Here is a 19114-nt window from a genome sequence, read left to right on the forward strand (position 1 = left end):
GTTGGCCCCTGTTCATGCAAGTGTTTTGATTAATACCGACCAGTCGGTCATTAATATGCGCTATTTTTAGTTGAAGTCAACCCTTTTTTTCAATTTTAGGGTTTATATAATGCGGACGCTGAGCGGGGGGGACGCCGGGCTGTCCCAACCCAAAACAGCGAATATCGCTTGGTTCACAATAACAAACTGAAATTTATATTATATCGTAGCTCCCTGAGAAGATATGGACGTCGATTTATAGAGTGAGACAAAACTTGACAATCCCAATTGTGGTTGATAACTCAGGCCTTTTGTTTATAACTGCTATAGGTTTGAAATCCCCCGCAACCAATGCGAACCAATAGCACCAGAAGGACTTGATTTTTATAGCCCCTTACCCTGTGCCTCTCCCCTGGCGAGAGGGTACGCAAGGATGTGAGAGTTGAGTGTTTTGAAATTAAGGTGTTGTCCTGGTGGGGGTGAATAAGGATAAAAAGATCTGCAGTGCAACCCTCCAACGCCGATAGCCGCCGGCCGGTCCTCCCTCGCCCCCTCAGGGGGAGAGGAAAAATAAGATGCGCCAATCAGATGTTAACAATTATTTCTAACCTAACTCGTCAATCGAAATTTTTTTCGACAACTATCGTGACATCGTGACAAAAAATTGAGAGAAAAGTGAGGGAGTAAAGATGATGAGGCTTTCAGGGCTTTTTCTATTTATCGCTTTTGTTTTATCTGTATTACTTTCTTTTTCATCTTTTTCCTTTTCACAGGAGGCCCGGGTCTGGACGGACCTTGGACTCTATGGGGGTCAGGCCGTGGAAATCGCCATTGATCCTGTCAATCCGGACAAGCTGTTTGCCGCAACTTATATGGGGGATGGACTCTTTGTAACTGAAGATGGCGGCAATACCTGGCAGGCGGTGGGAACGGAAAATGATTCCGAATCAGAAAGCATATTTAAGAATCATTCTGTTATCGCGGTAAAGATCGCACCCAGCGATAATACTGTGATCTGGGCGGCATACAACCGCTATGTCGCAAAGAGCATGGATGGGGGCTGGACTTGGACCCTCATCGAAGTGCCTGACATTTATGTGAATGATCGGTTTTGCCATTCGCTTGCGGTTGACCCTTCTGATTCTCAGACGGTTTATGTGGGCACATCCGGACCCGTTGACGATGGTGACAATGGCGCGATCTACAAAACCGATGATGGTGGAGAAACCTGGACAAAAATGAATCAATTTGCCGACTTTGACTTTACGGTTATAGATATCGCTGTTGACCCGCAGAACAGTCAGATAATCTGGTCCGTTACAAATTCCGAGGGAACCGGCGGCGTATTTGGTGGGACCCTTTATCGAAGCGGCGATGGCGGTGAGAACTGGGACGCGATCTTTTCATTGACACCTCTTGGGGGTACTTTCTTCGCGGTCGCCGTAAAACCGGATGATTCAAATACTGTCTTTACCGCATCGGAGGGAGAATCAGGAAGTGATTATAGCTTGGGACTAATCAGACATTTCTTTGACGGTAACAACTGGAATCAAGAACAACCGTATGACAGTGACTGTGTCCTGGACTTAACGTTTGACCCGCAAGATTCAGATACGTTGTATGCATCTGAGATTGATCGTATCAGGAAAAGTGATGACGGAGGAGAAACTTGGCAGACGTATGATAATGACACCAGTTTTTGGTCCATCGCCGTTCATCCCACAGATTTTGATGTGATTTTTGGCGGTGAAAATAACCGAGGTGTCTATAAAGGTGTGTATGACGGGCAGGCGGACAATTACACCTGGACGCCCATGAACGATGGCCTCAATGCCGTTTTGGTTCAAGATATAGCCCTTGATCCCAACGACACAACCCATATCCTTGCCGGTACCATTTCAGGTCTTTATGAGAAAAAGACGGGCGCATCCTGGTCGCGTATCCTGGAAAGTAACACCCATTCAGTCCTGTTTCATCCGACCGACAGCGGCATATTCTATGCCGGCTTGCAGTATCGCTTGGCAAAAACAGTCGATGGCGGCACAACTTGGTCTTACTGGTCTCATGAAGACCATTTCAACTCCGTCGAAGATATCACCATTGACCCCACCAATACCGATACGTTGTTCATCGCTGTTGCCGGCTATGGAGGTCCCTACGGAGAGATTCACAAGAGTACGGATGGAGGAGAAACCTTTAACAAGGTATTGGATGGCATAAACCGGTACGGCGAGGAATATTTTTTCAACGTTGTCGCTATCGACCCTTCTGACACCAATCACATATTTGCAGGGGGCGGGAACTATTTTGCACCTACGGTTCTGGGAGATCTTTGGGAAAGTACCAATGGGGGGACCGACTGGAATCGAACCGGTCTCCAGTTTGAATGTGTGAATGACCTGCTGATTGATCCCCGCGATTCGAATGTCATGTACGCCGGCTGCGGTGATAGCGGCGGGACAAACGTCCCGGTGTATAAAAGCGTTGACGGTGGCGATACCTGGGTTCCATCGTATCAGGGTATCCCTGGTTCCGGTTCCGGGCTGGCAGGTCTCGGGGGGGCTTTGGGGGCTGATGTCTTTTGCGTGGGATATGACGGCAATATTTTTCATTACGATGGCGCTGCCTGGACCCCCATGCTTAGCACCGTAGAAGAAGATCTCAAGGACGTCTGGGCATCTTCCGGCGTGGATGTCTTTGCTGTCGGGACCAACAATACGATCCTTTACTACGATGGCAATAGCTGGTCGGCAATGGCAAATCCTGGAATACCTCACGGGCTGATAGGCGGGTTTCGAGGGGTATGGGGAAGTGCATCCGTAGATTCAGGCACCGGGTTGGCAAACGATGTCTTTGCCGCAGGAGATTATAACACGATCCTCCACTTTAACGGCAGCACCTGGGAGGAATCAATGGGAACCTTGGCGGCGGGAATTCTCCTTGATATATGGGGAAGCGTATCTGTCGCCCCGGACAGCGGGCTGGCAAACGATGTCTATGTTGTGGGTGTTGCGGGTAACATCTTCCATTATAACGGCAGTACATGGGATGCAATGCAAAGTCCGACGACAGAAATTTTATATGATATATGGGGGAGCGCATCTGTTGCCCCGGGCAGCGGGCTGGCAAACGACGTCTATATTGTGGGTACTACGGGCACCATCCTTCATTATAACGGCAGTAGCTGGGAATCAATGCAAAGCCCCACAACAGAACATCTTTTGGGTGTATGGGGAAGCGCATCCCAGGACGCTGGCAGCGGGCTGGCAAACGATGTCTTTGCCGTTGGTAATACAGGCACCATTTTGCACTATAACGGCAGCTCCTGGATTGAAATGATCAGTCCCACAAAAGAAGATCTCCAAAATGTGTGGGGGACTTCAGGTGCTGATCTTTTTACCGTAAGTGGCTGTGGCACCATCTTCCATTATGACGGCACACGTTGGACGGTCATGAGGCCTGCTGGAGCGTCAAATAATTCAGTCACAGACCTTGATTTTCACCGTCAAAACCAGGATGTCCTTTATGCCGGCACTGACCTGCAAGGGGTGTATGTCACCCCCAACCAGGCCGGCGCGTGGCTGAACATGGGCACACCCGCATATAATCTTTATGCTATCTCAACCGGATCACTGTATGCCGCGACACAGGGCGGGTTATTGCAATGCACCGGAACCGGTCTGATTGCCGGCCGTATTACAGATGCGCTTACCGGGAAAGCCATTGATAACGCCACTGTTTATACCGACCTGGGCGTCCAGTGCATCAGTATTGCCGGAGAATATATGATGGTCAATCCATCAGGAAACTTTTCGGTTACCGCCATTGCCGATAATTATAAGAATAATAGTGAAGAGAGTGTGACCGTATTGGGGGGGAATGTCGCTTGGAGAGATTTTAGTATGGAAAGTGGCTATCCTGATCCTGCTACACTTGGGTCCAGCGATACATCTTCCTCTGGAAACTATTGTTTTATCGCCACTGCTACCGGTGATTCACCTCTGGCGAAAATAGTTATAAGTCGTGCAACAATCAAAGGCTTTTTCTGCCTGTGCATTTTAATCTGCGGTCTTTTTGTTATCAGACGGCTTGATGCAAAGAGAACAGTCCTAACGCCCTTACCATCGAAATATGTGCTTACTATCACCCTGATTCCCATTTTTACGATTCTGATTTTTACAGGCAGCAGCTCGAATGCCGCAACGCTTTTCCAAAACATGGGAATTGCTTCTTCACCCAACCCGGTGGGGTCCGGGGCAAGAGCCATGGGCATGGGAGGGGCTTTTATTGGTGTGGCGGACGATGCCACCGCCGCTTCCTGGAATCCAGGCGGGATTATTCAATTAGAGAAGCCCGAGCTATCAATTGTTGCAGACTTCAATACCAGGAAGGAGGAATTCTCTTCCGGCAGTCAACCCCGCATTAATAATACAGGTGAGGTGGACGACCTTGAGCTGAATTATTTCAGTGTCACCTATCCCTTCCATTTCCATCGAAACATGGTGGTTTCGGTAAACTACCAAAGACTTTATGACTTCAAACGCAATTTTAGCCATCTCTATGACTATTCCTCGGCCGGCTTGGACCTCGAACAAAATAAACATTTTAGCCAGGATGGTACATTAGGCGCTTTGGGCTTGGCCGGCGCCGTTCAGATTACACCAAAAATTTCTCTGGGGGCAACCTTTAACATTTGGACGGACGAGTTGGGGTGGGAAAATGGATGGGGCGAAAACTATAGCGAGCATGGTGTCGGTACTCAGGGCGGCGTTCCGGTAACAATTGACACTCGGATCGAAGACCAATACTCAAATTTTAGGGGGATAAACGCGAATTTTGGCCTGCTTTGGTATGTTAACGCATATCTAACTATCGGCGCAGTAGTCAAGACACCTTTTACGGCTGAAATTAAACACGAGTTCAGCTATGAGCAGACACAGACCTACGGTGCACCTGTTGACGACACCTCGACCACCCATCAGCAGTTTAAAGAGGATGTGGAGCTTGACATGCCGTTGTCATACGGTATTGGCTTGGCATGGCGGTTCTCTGATGCATTTTCCATGGATCTGGACGTGTATAGAACCAATTGGAGTGAATACACGTTAACCGACGATCAGGGGAACGAATTCAGTCCCATCGATGGGCGCTCCAAAAGCCAGTCCAACGTTGAAGATACCACCCAACTTCGGATCGGTGCGGAATATCTTTACATCATGCAAGACAAGAATATGGTTATTCCGGTAAGAGCAGGTCTTTTTTACGATCCAGAGCCATCGGAAGGGGCTCCGGAAGATTTTTACGGTTTTAGTGTCGGATCAGGAATTGTATATAACCGGTTTGTCTTTGACCTAGTCTATCAATTAAGATGGGGAGAGGATATAGATACGGGTAATTTGATTGACGGCTCAAAGGCTGATATTACCCAGCATACTGTGCTCTCCTCGCTGATTGTGCATTTTTGAAAATTACTACTCGGATTCAAATAAAGAACGCCGGCTAAAAATATTGAGGGGCAATGAAAAAATGCCAATTCTTCAGGGCATAAGAAAAATGAGAACAGGCTCTGCTGGCCGAGTCGCACAACGAATTCTTGGCAGCGATTCAGTTGCTGCATGCTTGGTTTTTCTGACTATCACACTGGGTTTGACAGGATGTCAAACAATCCCTGAAAAGGCGCCCATAGAAAAAGACGGCAACGTTTACGGCACCACCAAAGGCCTTTTCCGGCATCGCTGGTGGAATTATTACGAGCGGGCGTTATCTTTTGCTGACGGTGGCTTCTGGGATGATGCCAGTTCGGACCTTCTGCAGGCCATCAGCCAGAGAACGGCCGATCAGAGACGAGCGCGAACTTATGGGATGCATTTTGTTGATTATTTTCCGCATCGTGAACTCGGGATTGTATTTTATAACAAGGGGCATTTGAATAAGGCGCTCAGTGAGCTTACGGCGTCCTTGGCATCGGTAAAGTCGGCAAAGGCAGAGCTTTATCTGGATAGAGTGCGCAAGGCGTTGATTGAAAGAGATAATCTTGACAGGCGTCCTCCTGAGGTGAATATCGATTCTCCCAAGCTACCATTTTTTACGAATGCCTCTTCCATTTTAGTTCAAGGTGTCGCCCATGACGATACTTTCGTCAGAGACATAAAAATCGGATCGGATGAGGTTCGCATCGACGTTTCAAACAAAAAAATACCTTTCAAAGTAAAAGTCCCTCTGGTTCCAGGGCTGAACAATATTCCGGTTGTGATTACCGACCTGGCCGGCAAAAAGAGCAAAACTTTATTGAAAATAGCAGTAGACCGGTCGGGACCGATAATAAGGATTGATGAAACAGCTGGTAGGGATACGTACCTCAAAACCGATTTTTCACTAAAAGGGCAGGTATTCGATGATCAGGGATTGGCCGAATTGGTTGTAAACGGACGCACATCTTCTTGCAGAGGCAAGCCAAGCCTTAAAATCGACCAATCCCTGTCTCTTGCGCCCGGGGAGCAAAAATTTTTAGTTGAAGTGCGCGACTTGGCCGGAAACACTACCACCGCGACTTTGGATGTCAAGCAAGATACAAAAAGGAAAGGCCAAAAAAATGCAACTAATAGAGAAAGGGACCACACGCCCCCCCTCATTTCGATAAGAGGAATAACGGAAAAAGAGACAACCTTTCTTGATCAGGCCTTTATCGAGGGAAATGTGCGGGACAACGACGTCGTCACTCAAATTGCTATAAACGGCGTTGATATTTTGGATAAACCGGGTCGTAACTTGTATTTCAGCAGGTTGGTCAAACTCAAGGCAGGTGTTAATGTTTTAAACTTTCGCGTTATGGATGGTTCCGGTAACGTCAATACCAAACAAATAAATATAGAGCGCGTCCCTTTGAAAATCCGCCAAGTCGGATCGCGTTTGCGGGTTGCCGTAAATGCTTTTAAAAGAGCGAGTATTGGAACTGATCAGCAAAAAAGCTACGGATTTGAAGATTTACTTACCGCGTCCATGATTAATCGGAAACGTTTTTCGGCCGTAGAAAGACAGATGTTGAGCTCACTACTTGAGGAACTTAAACTCAGCCAAACGAATATCGTGGATGAAAGTACGGCTTTGAAACTCGGCAGAATACTTGCAGCAGATTGTATGCTGCTTGGCTCTATCTTGGAAAGAAAGGAATCCGTTGAAGTTTATGCTCGTTTGGTAGACACAGAAACCACTGAGGTTCTGGCAGCTGTGGATGTATATGGCGAGGATGTCGATGTCGGCGTACTCAGGACACTCAGCGAGGGTATGGAGCTGAAACTGAATAATGAATTGCCCGTCGTTGAAGGATTGATCGTCAAGGGTGGCAGTAAGGAGTTCATTCTTGATATTGGAAAAGATGCGGGCATAAAAAGTGGAATGAAGCTGATTGTATATGACCTATGTGATTCAGTTGTTCATCCAAACAGCGGCCAGCTGATTGGCCGAGATTTCGTAGAAATAGGGCAGGCCCGAATCCAATCCGTCATGGAAGGGATGTCTTATGCGTTTATAATCGATGATATTAAAGAAGAGATGATCAAGTCTCGGCAACGTGTAATAACACGTTGAGTTTACAATTATAAATCCTTTATTTTACAATATCTAAGAAGTCCATGAGCCAAGTGTCAGTTTTTAGAGACAACTCATGACACCTGATAAAATTTCTCATTTTATTTCCCAATACTCGCTTCAATTTAGTCACATTGCATCATTTTGACGCAATAATTGAAATGTGTAATCATCACAGAAAAATAGCGAGATAACCACCGACAGTCTGCATCATTTTGAAGCAGTGGCTTGTTTCTCACCCCACCAAATATAACTTAACATTCTGTAATTAAATAGAAAAATGATATGGCATATTAATTGCTTATCAACGGGAATTGACAAAAAGAATTCCCAAGCTTCAATTCCTATCTCGATAGGCAAACGTCTGTGAGTTTTTCCTATCGCTGTTTCCATTTTTCTTTTTACCGATCTCAGATAACGAGATGATTTTATCAATTCAAGGGTCCATTTTTGGGCCTTTTCAAGAGCTGGATCTTTAATTATTAATCTTACAACGCAGAAAGGAGAAAAATGAGTAAAATTGGAAGACGGTTTCTTGGGAAAGGTTGCCTTTTGTTTTTCATCATTGCGATAATGGTTGTTGCCTGCGGGGGAGGCGATGACGATGGAAATGATCCAGTAATAAACAATGCAAATCTTGATGGTATCTGGCTTGGCAGTTATGGAGACAGAAGTACAGTCGTATATTTTTTTATGAATGATGGTGAAATGTACGGATTTGATGAAAACGGAACGATTTATGACGGAGATTATACCGTCTCTGATTCAGATGATAATTTCTCGGCAAGCATTCAAAGTGTTGCTGCAGACATTGAAATTACGGGCAGTGGTTCAGAGCAAGGCCAGATCAATGGTACCTACGTGAGTTCAAATGGCAATACGGACGATCTCAAATTAGCATTCGATAGTGATTACAACAACCCTTCGTCTTTTGAATTGTTGGCAGGTGAGTATGCATATGAAGAAACTAATTTTTCAATTGATACCGACGGAGGCGTTACTGGAACGTTATACGGCGAGTGTCAAATTTCCGGGGCTTTTTCCATCATAGATTCCGAACACAGTCTTTATGGCTTAGACCTTGATTTATCGCAATGTGAGGTCGAAGGGCAATACAATGGGCTGGCAAGGATTGATGGGGATGATATTTGTGTAGCCGTTTTTGCTAATACTTCCTATAAGTTGTTTATGAGCGGAGATAGACAATAGCCAGATAAACAAAACTGAAAAAGCACTCAATTGTGGATAATGAAGGAATGTGTGAAATCTAATATCAGACCTACAGTTATAGGAGGAAAGTGAATAATGAAGTGGCCTAATCTATGTTTCATCGGCATGCTGTCTATTTTTTTGATAGGATTGAGTGGATGCGCAAAAAATGTTGCTTTGAAAAAAACACTTTGGGAAAAGCCAGACGCTAAAGTTGGTATTGCCATTGAGACGTTGCCAGAGCTCCATACACAACAGAAGGGCGGTGGCTTGGGATTACTCGAAGTAGGTATTAACGCTTTGGTAAATTCAACTCTCAGAGACCATTTGAAAGAGACCAGTTGTGATAGTTTCTCAGGTATCAAGAAAAAATTTGCTGGTCGTATAAAAGCTGGCGGGCTGGAACCAATAATAATTGATGATTATATCGATGTTAAATCACTTCCCGAAGTAGAGAATAAACAAGAGGGGAAAAGCGACATCGATGTTAGTTCTCTTGCAGAAAAATATGATGTCGACTATCTTCTTATGCTTAAAATAAAATCAGTAGGAACTACCCGGAACTACTTTTTTGTCATTCCTGTAGGAGCACCTAAAGCATACTGTGTTGCGGGCGGTAAATTAATCGAAGGGAAAACCAACGAAGAGTATTGGGCCTACACCATGAAGCAAGATGAAGTGAAAGTCGATATTGAAGGAGAGTGGGATAACCCGCCGGATTATCCTGAGCTGGACGCTGCTATTGAGAAGGCAATCGCGCAGGCTGTCGCTCAGGTTGAATCGAACTTTAATTAGTGTCCATCCAGACCTCCAAAGGTGCGGGAAAAAAAATAATTGTACCAGATCGCGCCGGATTTGCGTTCGTCTACAAGGCGCATTCGCCGTTGCATATTTGGAATCTGTGCCGGCGGATGGAACGCCGTAGACGAGCGCAAGGACAAGCAGGATAAGGTAGATATTTTTTTCCTGCGCCCTAACCCAATCGGTGACCATCAAATTCCTGATAGCTGCTAATCGCTCACAATGGAATGCCAAAAGCAACAGCTGAAAAGCTGCGGCGGTTTTTTCATGGCGAACGCTATGCACTTCTAATTTACTCGATAAGTAAAACACAAAAAGGGAGCCCGGTATGAATGGAGGGCTTTAGAATAATAATGAAAACAATTATCCGACCGGAAATCCAAAAGATAGATTTCATTTTACCTATGACACCGAGGGATGGGAACCGCTTCAACAACCGGGTGTCTCTTGTGGTTATGGATTAGCCCCAAAAAATTCTCGCTTATTTTGGGGTTAAGAGATTGATCCCAAACTTAACCGAATTGCTACAGTAAGTACGGGGTCAGGCCTGCATGTTTTCAAGCCAGGGCGAACCGGGTTCTGTTGGATATACCCTTTTTGTACTGGCTACCAACCTGTCTTTGGAATTCAGTGGAATATTATCTTTCTCTCAATGATTTGTATCCAGATGAAGATTTTGAAATTGAATGGGAACAAAAGAGACTATAGGAGAAATACTGTGGGCAAAATAAAACCAAGCATACTATCTTTCATTGCTTTATTCCTTTTTACAACAGTTGTATCGGGTGCGGTATCCAAAAAAACCGATCCGGAGGTAATGACCAAAGCCAATCGGATAACGATTCCGTTCGTGGAAAACAAAGGTCAACTCGAGGAGCCGAACGTTTTATTTTACTCCAATACCTTTATCGGCAGAGTGTCGGTAAACAAGGATGCAAGCATCGGCTATGAGCTTGGGCCATCCAGTGGGGATAAAGAGAAACAGCACCATTCTATAAGGGAAACGCTTGGCGGTGCATTGAAACCGTTACCTTCGGGCGGGCAAAAGGCAACCGCCAAGGTCAGTCATTTCAGGGGCAAAGATCCTGCAAAATGGGTCAAGGATCTTTCCACATTCAACACTGTTGATATGGGAGAAGTGTACAAGGGAATTCGCCTCAGCCTACAGGCTCATGGCAACAATGTCGAGAAAATATTCCATGTCCAACCGGGCGCGGATCCGAAAGCGATCCAATTAACCGTCGAAGGGGCCGACGCCCTGCGGCTGACGCCGCAAGGAGAGCTGGAAGTCAATGCAGGTACTCGTTCGATGCGCTTTACCCGGCCGGTGGCCTATCAAAACGTTGATGGGAAAAAAACACCGGTGGATGTGGCTTACGCGGTCAACGGTAAATCATATGGGTTCAAGGTGGCTGCATATGATCGAACGAAAGAACTGATTATCGACCCGCTGATTACGGCAATTTTTCAGGGCACCACAAAGGAATACACGAAGCCGCAATGCATGGCTGCCGACAGCCAAGGAAATAGTATTTATGTTGCCGGACACTCGGCGAATCAGCTGGCTGTATTCAAGTTTGACAGTCAGCTTGAAACATTGCAGGGGTCGGCGCTTTTCGGTCAGTCCGGTGTTTTTTATCCCAGTGTCTACGACATCGCTATCGACAGTCAGGGTGCCGTTTATCTTGTCGGCAGTACAGAAGATGAGAATTTTTTCGTCACTGAAGGATCATTTGACACTGTTTTTGAATGCGGAGAGTACTATTACTTCAGAGCAGATGGATTTATCATCAAATATAATGCTGATCTAAACACGATCCTGGCATCGACCTTCATTGGTGAGGATGGAAATGACGTCGCCTTTGGACTGGCAATTGACTCCAACGACAATGTGTATGTGGTGGGAGGAATGAAAAATCCGGTCAATAGTGCTGATGCTGCTGAAGACGACACCCCTTTCCCGACCACATCTGGTGCCTATGACACCAACCCCGGTCAGTACAATAAAACGAAAGCGTTTGTCGCGCTACTGGACAGTGGCTTGCAGACCCTTCAGGCTTCAACCCTGCTGGGCAGTAATGGTGAAGAGAAAGGAAATGACCATTATATGAATGACAGCGCCTTTGACGTTGCCATCGACGCCGATGGCAACATCGTCGTAGCGGGCAGAACCAGATCATCGGACTTTCCTGTAACCGACAATTGCGCGGACGATAGTTTTCAGGGAGAATCAGAGGCCTTTGTCGCAAAGTTCGATCCAAACCTTCAGCAATTGCTGGCATCGAACTTTATTGGCGGCGCCAATGAAGAAAAAGCCAATGTGCTGGCGATCGATGCGAACAACGAGATCGTTGTCGCCGGATGGACCCTGTCCTCTGATTTCCCGGTTGTCCAAGGCAATTACGATACCAGCTATAGTGCGTATGAAGACGGTTTCGTGAGTCGGCTGAACAGCGAGCTTACTGCAATCACGGCGTCCACTTTTATTGGGGGAAGTGGTACCGAGCAGGTAAGCGATATGGTGATAGAGGATGACGGCACCGTGCTTTTGTGCGGCGGGACAGGCTCTTCTGATTTTCCGGTGACCGAGAACTGTCATGACGGCGCGTTCAATGGGGGCAATACGGATGACTTTTATGAAGGCGATGGATTTTTAACCATTATGGATCAATCGCTTACCACCTTGATCGGATCAACCTATCTTGGAGGAAGCAGGCAAGATCACGCTGCTGCAATTCTGGTCAATAATGATGACATCATCGTTGCTGGAGAAACCACGTCCCCTACTTTTCCCTATATGATCGAAACCACCGGTTACTCCGATGCTTTTGTCTGTCGCTTCAATGCCGAGGAGGAGCCGGAGGACCTACCATCTGCAGGAACCGGACATTGGTTGTCAAGTGAGCTTGGTAGCGCAGACAGTATTCACTTAGATATCAATATTTGCGGTGATGATTCTTTTACTGGTACATGGCAAATGTATATTTGCGGAAGTCTCGGATATTGCCTCCTTGTCGAAGATTCATCCAGATTACCAGTTTCAGGTACAATTAACTTTCAAGATGGTGGCGAAGATGGTGGCGGAACAATAACCCTGAGTGACGATTGTATCGATGCCCACTTTACTATTTATAAGCAAACAGCTAACCAATTGTTCATTCATATTAATCCGGATGGTTCAGACGCTAATTGTAGTTTGGAGGACTTTAAATCAATTCTCTACTACGAAGGAGAATGCGAAGCCGGCACATGTGAAAATGATGACGTCGATGACGATAATGATGACGGTGATGGCGGTGGCGGGTGTTTTGTTTCAACTTTATTTTGATCGGTAATCTTTCATTTTTGCTCCCCTCACCCTGTCCCTCTCCCCCGGGGGCGAGGGAACGCAATGATGCGAGATTTGAGCGAGGTTAAATTCTGGTGCATTCCTGGGACGGAGAAAATAATGTCTTCAGGCCAATCCTCCAAAGCCAATAGCTACCGGCTGGCGCTCCTTCGCCCATTGAGGGGGAGAGGAGCGGGGTGAGGGGTGGGCAAGAGGGATCGCCGACTTTATTTACTGTCCTTCCAGAAACGGCACCTATCACCCGACTACGGCGTTGGACAACAAATTCAAATCCTTAAAATTGGGGCAACCATCAAAGATATAAAAAAATCAATCTAATGCATGGCATCCTAATTCACTAGCCGATTCACCTTGGCAATGATGGTGTCGGCCAATGGCTCAACTTGATCCATGACCGATGCCGAGGACATGGCATCAATGTTGCGCTCATCCATGTCGGGCAGCACGTCACCGCCATCGGCGGTGGTCAGTACAATGATCGAGTTCATTGTACCGTATTTTTTAAGGAATTTCTCGACCGGCACATCCACGGTCCAGCCCATGGCGGTGTTGATGATCACCACTGCAGAATACGCGCCTGCATTTTCATCGGCCAGGTTTTCAATACCGATAATTTTTATGTAGATGGATCGATCAGCCAGTGCAGCGGTGATTTTATCGACCAGTGCCTGTTTGAATTCACTGTCTCGGGAGGCGATCAGCACTTTTTGTTCCAGGGACGGCTGATTGATCTCGCGCATCATCACGTCTTCTTGCTTCCAGATATAGTGGGGCGCGGTGCAGCCCCCGGCAATTACAAAAAATAGTAAAAACAAGCTGTTTAAGCGTTTCATCGTTCACCTTCTGCCATTTTTGCAATTGAATTGCTTCATCGAATAATACGAGAAATTGATAAATTTATACTGTTTTGTCGGCTTGTGTCAAACGTTGAATGGCAAGGGACGGTTGTGTTGCCAAATAACTTTCAAATATACTAATTTTGTATTGAATGTGATATACAAAACGAAGTCGGTCAGCAAAACTTTTTCAGTTCCTGCGAGGTCAACATGGATTCCTATGATGTTTTTCCAAATACACCGATTTTGTCTTCCGGCGCTGTCGGCAAGCAGTTTCTCGAGCTTGGCATAACCACATTTTCGGATGCCTGCCGATTTGTGCATGAACTGCCCTATGGCTATAATTCCAATCGTGACGATCTCATGATTCTTTTCAAAGAGAAGATGGGGACCTGCACCACCAAGCATGCGGTTATTGCCACTCTGGCATTGGAACTTAACCTGCCCATCGAGAAAAACATCGGTATTTATGCCATGACCGAGCAGATTGTCAATGGCACGGATCGGATTCTCGAGCAATATAATCTTCCCTATGTGCCTATGGTTCACTGTTTTCTGGCCCATGGCAACCACCGCGTCGATCTGACCGAGGGCAATGCCAACGGCAAAAAACAGGCTATCAGCGAATTTCTTCATACAGAACGTGTAGTACCGAACGTCTCTGCCAAGGACGAATATCTGAAGTACCGCCATGCCCTGAAGGAAAACATCCTGAAAAGAAGCGAAATGCAGGATATCGACATGAAGACGATTCTGCATGCCCGCGAGAAAGGGCTTGAGTTGCTCAAGGCCAATCTTGATGGATAGCCATCCTACCGATTTTTCCATTCCGGCGGCCGCCTTTCCAGGAAAGCCTTGATGCCGTTTTGGGCATCCTCGGCCATATTGTTCATGACGATGGTGTGCTTGGCATAGTGCAAGGCCTGGGCATCGGTCATATCGGCCTGGGCGTAAAGCCCTTGTTTGCCGGTGGCAAGGGCGAATCCGCTGGCCTCGGCAATTTGTTCGGCCATTTCCCATGTGGTGCGATCGAGCTGGTCAAGGGGCACCACCCGGTTGACCAGGCCAAGCGACTTGGCCTCCTGAGCCGGGAATTCACGGCCGGTAACGAGCATTTCCATGGCCGCCTTGCGACCAATGGCACGGGTGATGGCCACCATGGGGGTGGTGCAGAAAAGGCCGATTTTGACACCGGGCGTTGAAAAACGCGCACCCTCCTCGGCCACCACCAGATCGCACCAGGCGGCCAGTTGGCAGCCGGCGGCCGTTGCAATGCCCTGAACCTGGGCGATCACCACCTGGGGAATATCATGCAGCAGCATCATCATCCGGGTGCACTGGTCGAAAATGAATTTGTATTCTTTGACACCGGCATCGACCATTTCGGCCAAATAGTGGCCGGCGCAAAAATGTTTTCCCGCAGCCTTTAGAATCAACACCTTCAGGGTATCATCGGTTGCGATCTGGCCTAACAGATGGGATATTTCCTTGATCATGCGGATGGATAATGCGTTGATTTTACCGGCATTGTTTAGGGTCAAGACGCCGATGGCGCCTTCACGATCGAAAGTGATCTGAGTATAGTTCATGAGCAGTCCCTCAAGTGGTTTATATCGTGTTTAAGATATTGTTTTTGGCGAAGCCAGAGGGAGGAAGTCGTATTGTCATACTGCGACGACCGATAACGCAGCCCAAAAACATTATCTTGGATGCTATAGGCAACGATAGACTATTGACGGTTACCGGTTTTTCGGGTTGGGGTCAACCCCCCCTAGTGGATTCGGCAGCAATCGGTCGTCTTTTAAGGCCAACAAAAGAGCAGATGGCCATCGCATAAGGGCGTGTAAGATCGCTTATGGGCATGGCCGATCTGCTCATTTTATCGAATAAGAATGGATATGCTCAGGATCGCTTGCTATTGTGATAGATCCGCCATATAAACCAATTTTCTATCGATGTGATAAGTCCAGGGCAGCCCTTCGTTTTTCCATCCACCGAAAATCCGTTTGCCGTCATAAATACTATTGGGATTTTTGATTTTATCGCCCTCGAACCCGCCCAGCATATTGCAGACATTCTTTTGGTCCCAGCCGGCATCGATGGCGGCTTGGCAGGAGAGGCAACTTCTTTTCCCGCTACGACACATAAATATCAATTTATCCGTTTCAGGATTGAACCGGGCTAGCAGATCTTTGGAAAAATTAGAATTATCAACCAGTTCGTATCCTTTTTGGCCCAGCGTTCCATTCCAGAATTTTTTGGGTATGTTCACCGCACCGACGGGATGACCAACAAACTGATACTCCGCTTTCGTGCGGGTATCGACGATAAAGGTATGCGCCGGATCATTTTTAACCATCTCATAAGCCTGCGAGGGCGTCACATTTCCACCCGCATGGTCCGCTTTTATTGCATAACGAAACCCACCATAAGCCGAACCACTGATCAGAAACAAAAAAGCTAATACGAATGTAAATCTTTTTTTCATTTTTCCCCATGCCTGTTTTGTTGATGTGTGAAGATAAAACGAATACGGTGAGCGAATAGTCCATTCTTCAATTTTAAGAATAAGGCTAAACTTTTTTTAGCACAAGCCCATAATGGGGCGGATGTCTCTTATCGTGCCGCCTGAGAACCTAAGGTTGAGGGAAAATAATGTAATCCCTGTCAATGTCGCTTACCATTTATTACCCGTGGACAATGCAAAACACGTTGATGAATGAACGCGGGGTTAAGCAAAACGCATCCAATATCAAAAAAATAATCAACCTGTTGCTCAATAGTTGTGGCTTTTGGATTGGTTCTGGAACTCATTTTGCAATGGTTGTTCACATGTTATCGAAACGCCATGCTCAGCTGAAGTTACAGAGAAGACGAAAACCTCACTATCTATCTGAATTAAATGCGGATGAATTCTCAAAGAGAATTGGCCTCAGCGAACACCACCAACACAAATTGACTGCTTTGAAGGGTGACTAAATGAATTCATGGATGAGTTGCAAATTGGCTTTTTTTACACGGACCCTGATAATTTGTATTGGCATCATTATTTATACATCAGCATCTTCGATGGCAGCCGAAGTATCCCTGGCATGGGATGAGAATGATCCGCCCGTTGATGGTTATCTTCTGTTCATACGGGCTGCAGACTATTCCTATGATTATTCCAGTCCGGTATGGTCGGGTGTCGATACGACTTGTACAATCGAAAATTTATCGAACGGAACCTATTATTTTATCGTTCGTGCATATTCCGGTGATGCAGAAAGTCAGGATTCGAATGAGGTTGAGGTAACTATTTCCGACACAACCGAAACCGGATCGACTGACGATTGTGATGTTGATGGACTGGATGTCGCTGATTTTGTAAAAGGCGATAGTGAATTGGAACTATCTGTCCTTGCCGCTGCTCTCGGAACTGTGACTTGTCCCTAACCGATGGTGATTATCTTCTCTTAGAGATTTCTCAAAATCCCACAGAAGAAATGGCCGGCGTCGAAGGATGAATAATGTCATTGAGCGGGTGGTCGCCTTCGGCCAACCGCCGAGCGATCGCAGCAATGATTGGTGCGCATTCCCAGATTCCTTTGACCACGTAGTGGGCGCCGGCTTCCCGAAAGCGGGATTCGATGCCTGCCAGACGCTGATCAAGGTCATGGGCAGCGAGATCTTCCACTTGGTTTTGCGACAACCCCAGCGCATTGCCTGATTGCGTTACCCCAATGGTCCACATGCCGGCGTTCAAGCCTTCGATGAAAACGATCTACCAGGCACGTGCAGAGGCTTTCAAAAACCGTCGTCGGTGCAGGAAATTGATGACGCCGACCATGGACACCATAGAAAAAAGAGGTACATAGAAAATTGAGAAAGGAATGACCAGCAAACAAATCGGCATTTGCTTGATGGTTGACACCAGTGGGAGAACAAATGGCAGTGAGAATAAAGATAAAGAAACGCGCAGAATCAAATCTTTGAGCACGGATGTGCCGAATAGCATGCTGGTGAGCTGTAAACTCAGCCAGATGCTTTCAGACCGATTTAAATATATGAAATAATTTATCATATCGTCAAATCGAAAGATGTTCTTAAATAGATTGAGCGTCGAAAAAATAAACAACAGACAAAACGAGAAGACAAATAGGAGATGCAGGGGATTTTTTAGCCATACGTTATAGTAGTTGATAAAACATTGAAAGCCACCTGAACTCCAACGTATTTTTTGCCTGAACCATTTGCTTATCGTATCCGGAACATAGGTGCGGATCGGGCAAAAGCTTTGGTTCACCTGCCACCCCTTTTGATTTAATTTAAAGGCCAGATCCATATCTTCGGTAATGGCATTGACAGAGAATTTACCTGCATCCAGAAATGCTTCGCGTTTGACGGCAATGAAACCGCCCCACAAGGCAATTGCTGAAAAAACGTTATAGGCGCCCTGAACAAAGGTGAGCATGTTGTACTCAATCGTTTGCATCAGAGGAATAAAACCGGTGTTGGCCGCACGATAAGGGCAACTGACAGCACCCATTTCGGGGTGTTGAAGCCGCGCCAGCGCATCGGTCAACGATTGCCGGTTGACAATCACATCCGCATCCACAAAGACGACGATCCGATTTTCAGTGAGCGGGAAGTGGGTGTTCAGTGTTTTTGATTTCCCCATATTGGCAGGATTCAGAATTAACTTGAACCCATATTGTTTGGCCAATGCCTTGAGTTTTTCCCGACTGCCGTCAGTGCTGCAATCGTCAATGACGATCACCTGGGCGCTGGTACCGCAAACCGCATAGATGCTGTCGATGGTTTGGCCCACCGAATCGGCATCGTTGTAGCACGGTACCATGAACGATAACGGCGGCAAGGCCGTCAGGGATCGTTTTTTTCGCTGATCGATGAACCCCAACCCAGCCACCACAATAAACAGGGAAAGAATCAATAGTAATGGTAAAATTGTCAGCATATCATGGATTGCTTTCGTTTGCGTGTTCTCAGTGGAAGAAAGGTTATCGTGATCTACATCCAAAAGTGACGATTTCATACAAGGATGGTCAGCGTACTACAAGTTAACTTTTTGTTAGCGCCGAGGTGAGCCCGTTGGATAGGAGGGGATAATGCGGTAAATCTCCTTAAATGCCAAGAAGATGGGGATTGCTGCGGGATCGATCCGGAAAAAATGATATAGTTATCGGGCGTTTTTTACTCAGACGGACACACCGTCTGCCATAACGTCATCAGATGTCAACGATACGGCTGTAATCGCAGTTAAAAGGGCTGCCGACAGTATAGAACCATTGTCATGGGGGTGAGGGCCTTGGCCGGTTATGCGCAGTATACGGGGGGTTGCAAGGATGGTCGT

13 protein-coding genes are annotated in these 19114 nt (G+C 46.5%); 8 read left to right on the top strand and 5 right to left on the bottom strand.

Annotation, left to right across the window (positions count from 1 at the left end; translation table 11 throughout):
• Window positions 1-668: 668 nt before the first annotated feature.
• The 5 genes from Dvar_RS07705 (at window position 669) to Dvar_RS07725 (ending at window position 12904) form a co-directional block, all read left to right on the top strand.
• Window positions 669-5444, top strand: a complete 4776-nt coding sequence (locus tag Dvar_RS07705; RefSeq protein ID WP_419661110.1) for a hypothetical protein — start codon at window positions 669-671, stop codon at window positions 5442-5444.
• A 61-nt stretch (window positions 5445-5505) separates the two neighbouring features.
• A complete protein-coding gene (locus Dvar_RS07710) occupies window positions 5506-7566 on the top strand; it encodes a CsgG/HfaB family protein (RefSeq protein ID WP_419661111.1) in 2061 nt (686 codons plus the stop codon).
• A gap of 510 nt (window positions 7567-8076) precedes the next feature.
• Window positions 8077-8775: a hypothetical protein gene (locus Dvar_RS07715; protein ID WP_419661112.1), complete on the top strand. Its 699-nt coding sequence runs from the start codon at window positions 8077-8079 to the stop codon at window positions 8773-8775.
• Between the two features lie 96 nt (window positions 8776-8871).
• Window positions 8872-9570 carry a hypothetical protein gene (locus tag Dvar_RS07720; RefSeq protein ID WP_419661113.1) on the top strand — a complete coding sequence of 233 codons (699 nt, stop codon included), beginning with the start codon at window positions 8872-8874 and terminating at the stop codon, window positions 9568-9570.
• Window positions 9571-10294: 724 nt separating this feature from the next.
• Window positions 10295-12904 (top strand): hypothetical protein, encoded by a 2610-nt coding sequence (locus Dvar_RS07725; protein WP_419661114.1) that lies wholly within the window; start codon window positions 10295-10297, stop codon window positions 12902-12904.
• Window positions 12905-13254: 350 nt separating this feature from the next.
• On the opposite strand, the gene Dvar_RS07730 is transcribed toward Dvar_RS07725, so the two are convergent.
• Complete coding sequence (locus Dvar_RS07730; RefSeq protein WP_419661115.1) at window positions 13255-13758, bottom strand: hypothetical protein; 504 nt, start codon at window positions 13756-13758, stop codon at window positions 13255-13257.
• Between the two features lie 213 nt (window positions 13759-13971).
• Between Dvar_RS07730 and Dvar_RS07735 the strand changes: the two genes are divergently transcribed.
• Complete coding sequence (locus tag Dvar_RS07735; protein ID WP_419661116.1) at window positions 13972-14568, top strand: hypothetical protein; 597 nt, start codon at window positions 13972-13974, stop codon at window positions 14566-14568.
• Window positions 14569-14573: 5 nt separating this feature from the next.
• Here the strand turns inward: Dvar_RS07735 and Dvar_RS07740 are convergent, their stop codons facing one another.
• Window positions 14574-15350 (bottom strand): enoyl-CoA hydratase, encoded by a 777-nt coding sequence (locus tag Dvar_RS07740; RefSeq protein WP_419661117.1) that lies wholly within the window; start codon window positions 15348-15350, stop codon window positions 14574-14576.
• Between the two features lie 326 nt (window positions 15351-15676).
• Window positions 15677-16249, bottom strand: coding sequence for a rhodanese-like domain-containing protein (locus Dvar_RS07745; RefSeq protein ID WP_419661118.1), 573 nt, complete (start codon window positions 16247-16249; stop codon window positions 15677-15679).
• A gap of 212 nt (window positions 16250-16461) precedes the next feature.
• Between Dvar_RS07745 and Dvar_RS07750 the strand changes: the two genes are divergently transcribed.
• Both Dvar_RS07750 and Dvar_RS07755 read left to right on the top strand, forming a co-directional pair.
• Window positions 16462-16740, top strand: a complete 279-nt coding sequence (locus Dvar_RS07750) for a hypothetical protein (protein WP_419661119.1) — start codon at window positions 16462-16464, stop codon at window positions 16738-16740.
• On the top strand, window positions 16741-17196 hold the full coding sequence (locus Dvar_RS07755) for a fibronectin type III domain-containing protein (RefSeq protein ID WP_419661120.1): 456 nt from the start codon (window positions 16741-16743) through the stop codon (window positions 17194-17196).
• Between the two features lie 31 nt (window positions 17197-17227).
• Here the strand turns inward: Dvar_RS07755 and Dvar_RS07760 are convergent, their stop codons facing one another.
• Together Dvar_RS07760 and Dvar_RS07765 are read right to left on the bottom strand one after the other, a co-directional pair.
• Window positions 17228-17494 (bottom strand): hypothetical protein, encoded by a 267-nt coding sequence (locus Dvar_RS07760; RefSeq protein ID WP_419661121.1) that lies wholly within the window; start codon window positions 17492-17494, stop codon window positions 17228-17230.
• Between the two features lie 30 nt (window positions 17495-17524).
• Complete coding sequence (locus tag Dvar_RS07765) at window positions 17525-18718, bottom strand: glycosyltransferase (protein WP_419661122.1); 1194 nt, start codon at window positions 18716-18718, stop codon at window positions 17525-17527.
• Window positions 18719-19114: the final 396 nt, after the last annotated feature.

It is taken from the genome of Desulfosarcina variabilis str. Montpellier, assembly GCF_048565275.1.
GTDB classification, from domain to species: Bacteria; Desulfobacterota; Desulfobacteria; order Desulfobacterales; family Desulfosarcinaceae; genus Desulfosarcina; species Desulfosarcina variabilis.

Coding starts and splice junctions, on each gene's coding strand:
- Dvar_RS07705 (WP_419661110.1), top strand. CDS start 669: ATGATGAGGCTTTCAGGGCTTTTTCTATTTATCGCTTTTGTTTTATCT.
- Dvar_RS07710 (WP_419661111.1), top strand. CDS start 5,506: ATGCCAATTCTTCAGGGCATAAGAAAAATGAGAACAGGCTCTGCTGGC.
- Dvar_RS07715 (WP_419661112.1), top strand. CDS start 8,077: ATGAGTAAAATTGGAAGACGGTTTCTTGGGAAAGGTTGCCTTTTGTTT.
- Dvar_RS07720 (WP_419661113.1), top strand. CDS start 8,872: ATGAAGTGGCCTAATCTATGTTTCATCGGCATGCTGTCTATTTTTTTG.
- Dvar_RS07730 (WP_419661115.1), bottom strand. CDS start 13,758: ATGAAACGCTTAAACAGCTTGTTTTTACTATTTTTTGTAATTGCCGGG.
- Dvar_RS07735 (WP_419661116.1), top strand. CDS start 13,972: ATGGATTCCTATGATGTTTTTCCAAATACACCGATTTTGTCTTCCGGC.
- Dvar_RS07740 (WP_419661117.1), bottom strand. CDS start 15,350: ATGAACTATACTCAGATCACTTTCGATCGTGAAGGCGCCATCGGCGTC.
- Dvar_RS07745 (WP_419661118.1), bottom strand. CDS start 16,249: ATGAAAAAAAGATTTACATTCGTATTAGCTTTTTTGTTTCTGATCAGT.
- Dvar_RS07750 (WP_419661119.1), top strand. CDS start 16,462: ATGCAAAACACGTTGATGAATGAACGCGGGGTTAAGCAAAACGCATCC.
- Dvar_RS07755 (WP_419661120.1), top strand. CDS start 16,741: ATGAATTCATGGATGAGTTGCAAATTGGCTTTTTTTACACGGACCCTG.
- Dvar_RS07760 (WP_419661121.1), bottom strand. CDS start 17,494: ATGTGGACCATTGGGGTAACGCAATCAGGCAATGCGCTGGGGTTGTCG.
- Dvar_RS07765 (WP_419661122.1), bottom strand. CDS start 18,718: ATGCTGACAATTTTACCATTACTATTGATTCTTTCCCTGTTTATTGTG.